Here is an 11,889-nt window from a genome sequence, read left to right on the forward strand (position 1 = left end):
GGACTCGGGCCCGGCGGGACTCGTCGGGTCGGCCGTCGGCCGTCGGCCCGGCGGGCCGGCGAGGGGTCAGACGGACTGCTCGGTGGTCTTCATCCGGCGCCAGGGGTGCAGCAGGGTGGCGCCGAGCTCGCCGGTGGCCGGGAACGCGGTCGGGTCGGTGAGACCGACGGTTTCCGGGATCCGTCCGGGCCGCCAGGTGAAGCTCCCGAAGACGTGGTCCCACAGCGACAGGTCGGAGGCGTAGTGGCCGGCTTCGGCGAGGTCGGTGCTGTGGTGCAGGCGGTGGAGTTCCGGGCCGGCCAGAACGTGACCGAGCCAGCCGATGCGGACGTCGATGTTCGCGTGAACGAAATACCCCTGCGCCATCACGAATATTCCGACCACGAACACTGAATCCGCCGAGAATCCGATGATCGCCAGCAGGAGTTGGACCACGGACTGTGCGAACAGCACGTCCAGGAAATGGTTCACGCCGTTGTTGGCGACGTTCACCTTGTCCGGCACGTGGTGAACGCCGTGCAGCCGCCAGAGCCAGCGGTTCCGGTGTGACCAGCGGTGCACCAGGTAGTCGCCGAGCGAGCCGATCAACAGGGCGAGCGGGATCTCCACCGCGAACGGCAGCGCCGGACGACTCGGTCCGACCACCCCCACCAGCGCGGTCACCAGCCCCTGGGCCAGTCCGCCGCCGAGCATGCTCAGCACGAAGTACACCCCGTACCAGCGGAGTTCACGACCGCTCGGGTGCCAGTCGGCCCGGTGGGGGATCAGCCTCTCCAGCGCCGCCAGGTAGCAGACGACGGCGATCAGCACGAGCGGGGAGACCCGGTCGGGCGCCCAGTGGAAGCGCAGTGTCGCGACGGCAGTGCACAGCACCCCCAGGAGCAGCAGCGGATGGGCGAGCCGGCGTGCGATGGCGGACAGCACGCTCCCCCTAGTTCTTCGCGGACCAACGAATGGAAACGTCAGAGACTCTAGCGGGAGCCGCCGGAACGGTCAGTCATTCGACGTGTTAACGCCATGAATAACCCGATCGGCGGAAGCTACGCACACGAAGTTGACGAAAAGGCGGCGTGAATGGGGCGCGCTCGACCCCCGCCCACAGGGCAGCGGCGTGCGGCAGGAGGAGCGCTCGGAAGGCCCACCACCCGCGCCCCCGTTCGGGATCCGCCCGGACCGGCCCGCCTCAGGGGCCGGCCAGCTCCGCCAACCGCCGGGCCACCTGCGGCTCGTGCGCCGCGAGGCGCTCCCGCAGACCGCGCAGCTCGTGCCCGACCAGCGCGGGCAGGGCGGCCGCCGGGACGGACTCCAGCGCCGGCCCCAGCAGTTCGACGGCCGTCCGCGGATCGTGCGCGCAGACGTGGCAGTCGGCGGCCCGGACGGTGAACAGCAGGCGGCTGGACGGCAGCTGGGTCGGACCGAGCAGGCCGAGCGCCGTCTCGGTGGCGGCCAGCGCCCGCCGGGCCAGCCGCGGATCGTCCACCGCGGCGGCGAGGTCGCGCAGCGCGGCGGCCGCGGCGGACTCCACCCGCAGCCGCATCGAGGCGATGGACAGCCACGGCACGTCCGCTTCGTCCCGGGCGCCGATCCGCTCCACGTCCGCCCGGGCCAGGCCGATCTGCCGCACGGTGCCGCGCACGTCCCCGGTCAGCGCCCGGGCGCGGGCCCGGCTGATCCGGCCCATCGCCCCGGCCCACGGCCGCCCGGGGGCCACCAGGTCGATCTCCCGGGCGTAGCCGAGCGCGGCCACCGGATCGCCGTCCAGCCGGGCCAGGATGCTGAGGTCGCTGAGCGTGCCCACCTGGGTGGCCCGGTCGCCGGCCAGTCCGGCCCAGGTGAGGGCGCGGTCGAAGCAGGCCATCGCGGTGGCGTTGCGGCCGTCCTGCATCCGCAACGCGCCCGCCGCGTGGGCGTGTTCGGCCGCCAGCCGGGCCAGCGGGCGGCGCTGGGCGGCGGGCGCGACGGCCAGCCGGGCCAGCACCACCGCCAGGGTGCGTTCGACGGCGGCGACCAGCCCCGGGTGAGCGCCGGTCTCCGCGGCGCGCAGCTGGGCGGCGAGCAGCCCGGCCAGGGCGTGCGCGGTGACGGCGTCCAGCGGCGGGGCGACGGCGGGCTCGGCGGCGCAGAACTCGGCGTACACGGCCGCCAGTTCGCCGGGCGGCGGCACCTCGCAGCCCTCGGCGTCGTGCAGCGGGCAGAGCAGTCCGTAGTCCGGCAGCCGGGCCGGTGCGAGCACGGCCGGTGCGAGCAGGGCCGGATCGCCGGGGGCGGGGCCGTCCGGTGTGCCGCCGGGCAGTGGCGGCCGGAGCAGACCGGGGGCGAAGGGGGCCGGCAGGGGCAGCTCGGCGGTCTCGGCGCGCAGACAGGCCGCGACCAACTCTCCTCCGGCATCGAGGAGTTCGTCGATCCGCCCGGCGACCCTCGGGGTGACCCGGCGGGCGCCGTGCTCGATCTTGCTGACCGCGGTGTGGTCGTAGCCGATCCCGGCGCCCAGCTGCGCCTGGGTGAGCCCGGCCCGGCGCCGCCAGTGCCGCAGCCGGGCGCCGAACTCCCGCCAGGCGCCCGGGTCCTGGGGCCTGGCCGGCGGCGGGGCCGAGGCGGCGGGGGCCACACGGTTCCGGTGCACGGCTGCCTCCCCGGGGACGGGCCCCTGACGCGGGGCCCTGGGACGAGTCCGACGGGCCCGACGAGCCCGATGGCGAGGCCTGCGCGTCCGACGCGTTTGACGAACCTCGACGACGGGCCCCGACGACGGGCCCCGACGACGAGTCCTGCGGTTCCGACGAGGAGGACGGTACTCGATGACCTCCGCCCCGTACATGAGGTGGTCTCAACCACTGCCGAGAAAGCCCAGCTTGACGCGAAACGGCGCCCGCACCTTGACGGAATTTGCCAACCCTATGCCGAGCCCGCACCAGCCATTGACCCGAGCATGACGCCATGTGAGTGTTCGGGCACCCGAGCGCGGACGGCCCGCAGCGGCCGTCCCCCAGACGCGGCCTGCGGTGCGCCACCAGCCTTGCCGTCCGCGGTCGAGGACCCCCACGTGCGAGGAGCCTCGATGCAACGCAGAGTTTCCCCAGGCCGGTTGCTCACCACGGCGACCACCCTGACCGTACTGGCCGGCCTGATCGGCGCCACCGCCGGAACGGCCGCCGCCGCGCCCGCCCCCTCCCCCGCGCCGCCCAGCGCCCTGGCCGCCGCCGTCAGCGCCGCCGACGCGGCCGCCGCGGCCGGCACCGACGCCCTGGCCAAGGGGCCGGGCGAGACCTACGAGCGGAAGACCGTCACCCCCTGGCTGAACGGCCTCTACTCCGTCTCCTACGAACGCAGTTACCGCGGCCTGCCGGTGGTCGGCGGCGACGCCGTGGTGCTCGCCGACGGCAAGGGCGCCGTCCGCGGCCTCCAGTCGGCCGCCACCGGGCCGGTCGGCGGCTCCACCACCCCGCAGATCAGCGCCGCCCAGGCGGAGAAGACCGCGCGCATCGAGCTGCCGACCGTGGACAAGGTGGAGTCCCGCCGCCTGGTCGTCCGGGTCAAGGACGGCGCCGGCCGGCTCGCCTGGGAGACGGTGCTCAACGGCCGTACCGAGCACGCCCCCAGCCGGCTGCACGTCTTCGTCGACGCCGCCACCGGCGAGGTGGTGGACAGCTACGACGACGTCGAGGCCGGCACCGTCAACAGCAAGTGGAACGGCCCCGGCCCGCTCACCATCAGCACCACCAACTCCGGCGGCTCGTACGCGCTGCGCGACCCGAACCGGCCCGGCCTGTCCTGCTCCGACAACGACACCGGCCAGGTGTTCACCAAGTCCTCCGACTCCTGGGGCAACGGCAACCCCTCCAGCCGGGAGACCGGCTGCGGCGACGCCATGTGGGCGGCCCAGAAGGAATGGGACATGCTCCGCGACTGGCTCGGCCGCAACGGCCACGACGGCAACGGCGGCAGCTGGCCGATCAAGATGGGCCTCAACGACGTCAACGCCTACTGGGACGGCAGCTCGGTGTCCATCGGCCACAACCAGGCCGGCCAGTGGATCGGCGCCCAGGACGTCGTCGGCCACGAGTTCGGCCACGGCATCGACCAGTACACCCCAGGCGGCGCCAACAACGAGAACGGCCTCGGCGAGGGCACCGGCGACATCTTCGGCGCGCTCACGAAGGAGTACAACAACGAGCCCGCGCCCTACGACTACCCGGACTACCAGGTCGGCCGCCAGATCAACCTGGTCGGCCAGGGCCCGATCCGCAACCTCTACCAGCCCTCGCTGGTCAACAACGACCCCGACTGCTACTCCTCCTCGATACCGAGCACCGAGGTGCACGCGGCCGCCGGCCCCCTCAACCACTGGTTCTACCTGCTGTCCAACGGCTCCAACCCGGGCGGCGGCAAGCCCACCAGCCCGACCTGCAACAACTCCAGCGTCACCGGCATCGGCGTCAAGCAGGCCGGCCAGGTCTGGTACGGCGGCATGCTGCTCAAGACCAGCGGCATGACCTACAAGCGGTACCGCACCACCACCCTGACCGCCGCCAAGAACCTCGACCCCAGCTGCACCTTCTACAACCGCACCAAGGCCGCCTGGGACGCCATCAGCGTGCCCGCGCAGAGCGGCGACCCGAGCTGCACGCCGTCCGGCAACAACGACTTCTCGCTCGCGCTCGGCCCGGCCGCCGGCTCCGTCCAGCCCGGCGCCTCGACCACCGCGACCGTCTCCACCGCCGTCACCTCCGGCACCGCGCAGACCGTCAACCTGACCGCCACCGGCGCCCCGACCGGGGTCACCGCGACGCTCAACCCCGGCTCCGTACAGGCCGGTTCGTCCGCGACGCTGACCCTCTCGGCCGTCTCCGGCGCCCCCGCCGGCACCTACGTGATCACCGTGACCGGCACCGCCGGCGCGGCCACCCACACCGCCCAGTACACCCTGACCGTCGGCGGCGGCGGCACGCCCGGCGGGCCCGCGCCGGACATCGACGTGGCCAAGATCCAGGCCGACCTCGCCCAGCTGAACAGCATCGCCAACCAGAACGGCGGCAACCGCCGGGCCGGCAGCGCCGGGCACAGCCAGTCCGTGGCGTACCTCAAGGGCAAGCTCCAGGCGGCCGGCTTCACCGTCAGCGAGCAGACCTGCACCTCCTGCACCTACCAGTCCAACAACCTGATCGCCGACTGGCCCGGCGGCCCGTCCGACCAGATCACCATGCTCGGCGCCCACCTCGACAGCGTCTCGGCCGGCCCCGGCATCAACGACAACGGCTCCGGCTCCGCCGTCCTGCTGGAGAACGCCCTCGCGCTCGCCCAGCAGAACCCCACCCTGACCCGACACGTCCGGTTCGCCTGGTGGACCGGCGAGGAGCAGGGCCTCCAGGGCTCCCAGTACTACGTCGGCCAGCTCGGCTCCACCCAGCGCTCGGCGATCAAGGCCTACTACAACTTCGACATGGTCGGCTCGCCCAACGCCGGCTACTTCATCAACAACCTCACCTCCGCGGCCTCCGCGCCGATGAAGGCCTACTGGGACTCGCTCAACCTCCAGCCCGAGGAGAACGTCGAGGGCCAGGGCCGCTCCGACGACTACTCCTTCCAGCAGGCCGGCATCCCGACCTCCGGATACGCGGCCGGCGCCAGCGCCGTCAAGACCTCGGCGCAGGCCGCCAAGTGGGGCGGCTCGGCCGGGCAGTCCTACGACTCCTGCTACCACCAGTCCTGCGACACCACCGCCAACGTCGACGCCACCGTCCTCAAGCGCAACGCCAACGGCGTGGCCTCCACCATCTGGAAGACCTCCGTCGGCGGCACCACCCCCGCCAACGACTTCTCCCTCTCGGTGAACCCGGCCACCGCCACCGTCAAGCCCGGCACCTCCGCCACCGCCACCGTCGCCACCGCGACCACCTCCGGCTCCGCCCAGACGGTCAACCTGACCGCCACCGGCGCCCCGGCCGGGGTCACCGTCACCTTCAACCCGGCCTCGGTGCAGTCCGGCGCCTCCGCCACGATGACCGTCGCCACCGCGGCGTCCACCGCGGCCGGCACCTACAGCATCACCGTCACCGGAACCGGCTCGGCCACCCACACCACCAGCTTCACCCTGGTCGTCGGCAGCGGAACGCCCAACCCCGGCAACGCCTGGACCCCCGGCACCACCTACCAGGCCGGCGACATCGTCACCTACAACGGCGTCAGCTACCGCTGCGTCCAGGGCCACACCGCCCAGGTCGGCTGGGAGCCGCCGATCGTCCCCGCCCTCTGGGAGGCCGTGTGACCAGCACTGCCTGACACCCCCTGAACCGCTGCGCCGCGATCCGTCGAGGGGGACGGACCGCGGCGCAGCCGTCCGCGAGCCGGGTGCTCAGCCGGGATGGACGGCGACCCGGACGTCCGCGGTCATCGGCAGGATCAGCAGGTTGCCGTGCTCCCAGGTCCAGTGGCGCGGCAGGAGGAACATCCGATCGCCGGACTGCGCGAGCAGGCGAAGACCGCGGTAGCGGTAGCGGAACCGGTCCTGGAGCCCGACGTCCGGCGGCGTCGACTCCGTCAGGCCGGGCCATTCGGAGTCGCGGCACGCCGCGGTGTCCGGCCGGGCGCACGCGGAGAGGTCCAGGTGAAGTCGTTCAGCGGTGTCGAGGATGACCGCGGGGCGCGTGTACAGGTTCTTCCCGACCCACTCCGCGTGATCGCTCCCCCGGTCGGAGGCATAGATGGTGCCCGCCCAGAACGCGCAGAGCGCGGTGATCGCCACCGCGATACCGATCGCCGCCCGCTCCCCGGACAGCCAACGGTCGCTGCCGGTGCTGCGCTTGATCAGGACCCGCGCCAGCACGATCAGCAGTAGCGCACCACCGATCATCAGCGGAGTGCTCAGGCCACCGGGTCGGATCATCTGGAAGCCCGCGAGAAAGCCGAGGACCAGGAGCACCACGGCCAGCACGGTGACGACCTGGCAGGTTCGGCGGACCATCCGTGCGCTGCCCCGCCCCCGCCGGATGAGCTTGCTCGCGGCGTGGAAGACCAGCGCGGCTGCCAAGGCCGTGAAGGCCGCGACTCCGGCCGGCAGGTAGAGCGCGCTCTCACTGTCCACCAGCACTTCCCGGGTGGCGAAGCCGAGCGTCGAACTGTCGACGCCGAAGTAGCCGTAGTAGGCGCTGGTGTGGACGTAGCCGAAGAAGAACAGCAGCGCGGTGATCAGTGTCGTCGGGGCGATCCAGGTGGCGAGCCGGGTGATCGAGGCGCTCGTCGCACCGGCGGCGGCCGTCTCCCTCGCCGGGCTCAAGGGGTTCCGCCGCTCGTACTCCCGTCGGTGGGACTGGCCTCGCTCGGGGCACCGCTCGGGGCACCGCTCGGGGCACCGCTCGGGGCACCGCTCGGGGCACCGCTCTGGTCGGACGGCCCGCTCGTCGGGGAGACCTCAGCCTGGTCGTTCTTGCTGGTGTCGCCGATGGTAAGCGTGTAGCAGATCGCGGGCTGACCGCCTCCGGACGGCGTCCCCGGGAGGGTGAACTCCACCGGCGGGCTTGCGCCGTTGACCAGTGTGACCTCCTGGCGTGCAGGGGTTGCGACGGCTGTGCTGTCCGAGCAGACGTGAACCGCGCTGATCTCGGCGAGGACCGGGGAGGACGAAGCCTCCGGCGAAGGCTCGGTCGTGGGCGCCAGCGACATCGCCACCTGTCTGCCCTTCACCTCGGCCTGTGCCTTCGGCTGGCCCGCGGTCGCGAACGACCCCGAGTCGCCCCCTGCATGGGTCCTGGGTTCCTCGGGCTGCTGCCCGGCCGAGGGCGACCCCTGCCCGGCCGAGGGCGACTCCTGGCCGGCTCCCCCCGCCGGGCCGACGGGGGCCCCGGGGGCGGACCCGCCGCCACCACCGCAGGCCGTCAGAGCAGCTACCAGCAGCGCAGCGGCGGCCAAACAGCGGGCGCTCCCGGCGACGGTCGGACGGGAGTCACGGCGAGCGGTCCTGGGCATGTGGTCTCCCATGTCGGGCGGGACGAAGGACGGGGCGGGACCGACCCCGCCGAACCGTACCCGTTCGTGCACGCCGAGACTGTCCTCCGCCCGGGTGGGCCTGGCCGGGCGGGGCCCACCGAAAGTCATCACACCGCCACTCGACCCCACCCGTCCGGCGTACAGTCAGCCGAGCTGTTCCCAGGCCCCCTCCGGCCGTCGACCCGAGGAGATACCCGTGACCACGCAAACGCACCCCGTCCCCGAGCTGGCGGCGGAGGCCGTCGAGCAGTGGCGGGCCGAGGAGGCCCAGCTGGTCGACCTGCTCGCCCGGGCGCAGCGCGGTATCGGCGGCATCGCCGCCTTCCGGCTCGCCGGCGCCCCGATGCCGACCGTGCTGGTGACCGACCCGGCCGCCGTCCAGCACGTGCTGGGCCGCCACCCCGACCGGTACGTCAAGCGCTCGCACCGGGCCCGGATGCTGGTCGGCGACGGCGTGCTGTCCGCCACCGGCGACGCCTGGAAGCGCCAACGGCGGCTGTTGCAGTCCCAGTTCACCGGCACCGGCATGCGCCGCTACGAGCAGCGGATCGCCGCCGCCGCGCGCCGCACCGCCGACCGCTGGGAGGGGTACCGGCGCAGCGGGGAGCCCTTCGACGTGGCCGAGGAGATGCGCGGTTTCGCCCTGGACACCGTCTGGCGGGCGCTCACCGGGCTGGCCCTGGACGACCGGACCGACGCCGAACTGCGCTCGGTGGAACGGGTAGTGGCCGCCATGCCCACCCTGCCGACGAACGCCGCCGACGCCCGGGACGCCGTCGCCGAGGACCTCGCCCGGATCGACGCCGTCGCCCAGGCCGCGATCGACGTGGCGCGCACCGCCTCCGACGTCCCGGAACCGGGTGTGCTGCGCGTCCTGCTCGACGCGGCCGACCAACACCCCGAGTACACCGACCGGTTGATCCGCGACGAGCTGGTCACCCTGCTGGTCGCCGGCCACGAGACCACCGCCACCACCCTCACCTGGCTGTTCCTGCTCCTCGACCGCAACCCCGGGGCGCGCGGCGCCGCCCCGCAGGCCCTGGTCAGCGAGACCCTCCGGCTCTACCCCTCCGCCTGGATGCTCCCCCGCCACGCCATCGAGGACGACGTGATCGCCGGGCACCACATCGCCGCCGGCACCGACGTCCTGGTCTGCCCCTACCTCACCCACCGCGACCCGGCCCTGTGGCCCGACCCGGACCGCTTCGACCCCGGTCGCTTCGCCCCCGGCGCCACCCGCCCCGCCCACCTCGGCGCCTACTTCCCCTTCGGCCTCGGCGCCCGCGCGTGCCTGGGCACCCAGTTCGCCCTCCGGGAGACCACCGCGCTGCTGGAACTCCTGCTCCCGCTGGGCCGCGTGGAGTTCCGCTCCCGCCCGACCGGCGCGGCCTACAGCATCACCGTCCGCCCCGACGGCCCGACCCCGGCGGTGCTGCGCTGAGCGAGCCCCACCCGCGGCGGCGCCCGCCGACCTGCCGGACGGACCCGAAGGTGACGACCAGCCGGCCGGCATACGAGATCTCCGCCCGCTGGCCACCGGTCGGGTTCACCGAGGACACCACCGAACGGCTCAGGTCCCGGGTGGTGAACACCTCGGTGATGCAGCCGGGCGGGAGCCGGTCTTGCCCCAGGCGATGACCCCGTTCTGCTCGACCCGCTCCAGGCCCATGCACAGGCAGGACCGGGAATCCGGCTCCTCGCTGGAGTCCTTGTTCCGGTGATTCGGCAAGTCGGGGAAGCTGAAGACAATCCCCCGCACGGCGGCCGGCAGCAGCCGGTCCTGTCGGCCCTCGGCAGGTGGACCGACTCGAAACTGCGTCGTGTCCGTGGTGAGGGCTTGGGCGGTGGGCCATCCCGTCGGCGGTGTGGAGTCGGTAGGCCAACCGACTCCACACCGGCGCCCCGCGCCACGGCCGCGCCGGTCAGTCGGTGCGTATCTTCGGATTCACCGTACAGAAGTAGACCCGGCTGTTCTGCTTGTCGAAGTAGAAGCTCCCCGAGTACTGGTTCTGCGTGACCGTCCGGTCGAACGATTCGCTGTGCAGCCACGGCACCACCAAGGCCTGACCGCCCGCCCGGCGGGTGACCACGCGGGCGTGGCCGCTCCCGGCGCCGGGAGCGGCCACGCCCTGTGTGCGAGGGTCGGCGTCGACCTCAGGGGCCTCCGAGGCCGCAGGGGCCTCAGAAGCCGAGGACGTCGCCGGTGAACTTGGTCAGCTCGCTGCCGTTGACGTAGGTGTGCGACCAGTCGGCGGAGGCCGCGCCCCAGTTGCCCTGGGCGGTGGCGGCGATCGGCGCCTGGAGGGCCATGACCATCCAGGTCGGGTGCACCAGCAGCCTGCTGAAGTCACCGTTGACGGCGGCCAGTTCGGTGCAGGCGGCGTTCGGGTTGGTGACGGTTCCGGTGCCGGTGACGGTGGTTAAGCCGGAGCCGTCGTGGGTGGCGGAACAGGACAGGTCCGCCGAGGTGGTGTTGCCCGCCTGATCGGTCTTGGTCAGGTGGATCGAGCCGAGCTGGGTGGTGACCGTGGTGGCGGCCTGGGCGGTGCCGGCCATGAGGATCATCGAGGCCGCGCCGGTCGCCAGGAGGCTGGTGACCGCCATCGTCATGCGTCGCATTTGTGATGCCTTTCCTCCGCGTTGCCCGGACCTTGTGTGTCCGGGCAGCTGTGTGCGCCACGCAATCAACTGAAAGCGAGCGATGCGTTACGCTCACATGAACATTCATGTCAGGCTCACGTCAACACCACGCTTCCACCACCGGACTCACTCACCCGAGGAGATCACCTGCACAGCCCCGAGGAGCGGATCGAGGACGACCCCCGCCCACGGGCCGTCGACCTCGATGTCCGTCACCACGTACGTCCAGTCGCTGAGTTCACTCATCCACCCGACGCTACTGCCGTCGCTGTCGCGGCAGCGGGCCTTCGCTCCCGGGGAAATCGGTGACAGAGCGCCCGGTGGTGCGGAAGGATCGCGGGGTACGGCCCTTGCTGCGCTCGGCTCCGCCGAACCCGTCACGGGGGATCGATGCTCGGCTCGGCCTTCCACGGCCGGCCGGAGAGGACGCGCGTGTCACTCGCCCTGGAAGACCGGCTGGCCATCACCGAGTTGGTGTCCCTGCACGGCCACGTGGTCGACGACGGGAGCCTCGACCGGTTGGCGGAGGTGTTCACCTCCGATGTCGTCTACGACCTCACCGACTTCGGCCAGGAGCCGCTGAACGGGCTCCCGGCCGTCCGGGAGGCGGCGTGGGCGCTGGGGGCGGCCAACCCCGTCGCGCACCACGTCACCAATGTCGTCGTCACGGAGGCGGACGACGGCCGGGTGCACGTCCGGTCGAAGGGGCTCGGCATCCGGGCGGACGGCTCCTGCGGGTCCGTCTCCTACGACGACATCGTGGTGCGCACGGCGGAGGGCTGGCGGATCGGCCACCGCACGGTGTCGGCACGGCGCGCTCCCCTGGGCGGGATGACCCGGTCCGACTGATCGCGGGCGGTGGAGGGCCGTCAGGGGTTCAGGGCGTGCCCGGTCGTCGCGTCGACGTGGGACGGGACGGGGTCGTGGCGGTCACCGACGCTCGGGGTGCCGGTGGGTTCGAACATGAGGATCGCGGCGCCGGTCGGGGCGTGCGGCTTGTGCTCCGTACCGCGCGGGACGGTGAAGACGGCGCCCTTCGGGAGCACCACGGTGCGTTCGCCGGCGGGTTCGCGCAGGGAGATGCGCAGTTCGCCGTCGAGGACGAGGAAGAACTCGTCGGTGTCGTCGTGGGCGTGCCAGAGGTACTCGCCCTCGACCTTGGCGATGCGGACGTCGTAGTCGTTGACACGGGTGACGATGCGGGGGCTCCACAGGGCGTCGAAGGTGGCCAGGGCCTGGTCGAGGGCGATGGGTCGGTTGCTCATG

General features: G+C 72.7%; 9 protein-coding genes. 3 read left to right on the forward strand and 6 right to left on the reverse strand.

Translation table 11 applies throughout. The features are described 5' to 3' along the window. Positions 1–66: 66 nt before the first annotated feature. Positions 67–966: a sterol desaturase family protein gene (locus ACZ47G_RS06245; protein ID WP_465740557.1), complete on the reverse strand. Its 900-nt coding sequence runs from the start codon at positions 964–966 to the stop codon at positions 67–69. A 217-nt stretch (positions 967–1,183) separates the two neighbouring features. Further along, positions 1,184–2,623, reverse strand: coding sequence for a helix-turn-helix domain-containing protein (locus tag ACZ47G_RS06250; RefSeq protein ID WP_465740289.1), 1,440 nt, complete (start codon positions 2,621–2,623; stop codon positions 1,184–1,186). Positions 2,624–3,058: 435 nt separating this feature from the next. On the opposite strand from ACZ47G_RS06250, the gene ACZ47G_RS06255 reads away from it, so the two are divergent. Further along, entirely contained in the window at positions 3,059–6,265 is a 3,207-nt protein-coding gene (locus tag ACZ47G_RS06255) for a M28 family peptidase (protein WP_465740290.1), read from the forward strand. A gap of 87 nt (positions 6,266–6,352) precedes the next feature. Here ACZ47G_RS06255 and ACZ47G_RS06260 read toward each other — a convergent pair whose 3' ends face one another. Then, positions 6,353–7,273 carry a hypothetical protein gene (locus ACZ47G_RS06260; RefSeq protein WP_465740291.1) on the reverse strand — a complete coding sequence of 307 codons (921 nt, stop codon included), beginning with the start codon at positions 7,271–7,273 and terminating at the stop codon, positions 6,353–6,355. 906 nt (positions 7,274–8,179) lie between these two features. Here ACZ47G_RS06260 and ACZ47G_RS06265 point away from each other — a divergent pair. Beyond that, positions 8,180–9,424, forward strand: a complete 1,245-nt coding sequence (locus ACZ47G_RS06265; protein WP_465740292.1) for a cytochrome P450 — start codon at positions 8,180–8,182, stop codon at positions 9,422–9,424. 481 nt (positions 9,425–9,905) lie between these two features. Here ACZ47G_RS06265 and ACZ47G_RS06270 read toward each other — a convergent pair whose 3' ends face one another. Together ACZ47G_RS06270 and ACZ47G_RS06275 are read right to left on the reverse strand one after the other, a co-directional pair. Beyond that, on the reverse strand, positions 9,906–10,109 hold the full coding sequence (locus ACZ47G_RS06270; protein WP_465740293.1) for a hypothetical protein: 204 nt from the start codon (positions 10,107–10,109) through the stop codon (positions 9,906–9,908). Positions 10,110–10,164: 55 nt separating this feature from the next. Beyond that, positions 10,165–10,602, reverse strand: coding sequence for an SSI family serine proteinase inhibitor (locus ACZ47G_RS06275; protein ID WP_465740294.1), 438 nt, complete (start codon positions 10,600–10,602; stop codon positions 10,165–10,167). A gap of 453 nt (positions 10,603–11,055) precedes the next feature. Between ACZ47G_RS06275 and ACZ47G_RS06280 the strand changes: the two genes are divergently transcribed. Then, a complete protein-coding gene (locus ACZ47G_RS06280; protein WP_465740295.1) occupies positions 11,056–11,472 on the forward strand; it encodes a nuclear transport factor 2 family protein in 417 nt (138 codons plus the stop codon). Between the two features lie 20 nt (positions 11,473–11,492). Here ACZ47G_RS06280 and ACZ47G_RS06285 read toward each other — a convergent pair whose 3' ends face one another. Then, positions 11,493–11,888: a cupin domain-containing protein gene (locus ACZ47G_RS06285; protein WP_465740296.1), complete on the reverse strand. Its 396-nt coding sequence runs from the start codon at positions 11,886–11,888 to the stop codon at positions 11,493–11,495. Position 11,889 lies beyond the last annotated feature (1 nt).

It is taken from the genome of Kitasatospora sp. NPDC030952, from assembly GCF_055571335.1.

What these genes read in the sequence shown, in the direction of transcription:
- ACZ47G_RS06255 (WP_465740290.1), top strand. Translation starts at nt 3,059, where the DNA reads ATGCAACGCAGAGTTTCCCCAGGCCGGTTGCTCACCACGGCGACCACC.
- ACZ47G_RS06275 (WP_465740294.1), bottom strand. Translation starts at nt 10,602, where the DNA reads ATGCGACGCATGACGATGGCGGTCACCAGCCTCCTGGCGACCGGCGCG.
- ACZ47G_RS06285 (WP_465740296.1), bottom strand. Translation starts at nt 11,888, where the DNA reads ATGAGCAACCGACCCATCGCCCTCGACCAGGCCCTGGCCACCTTCGAC.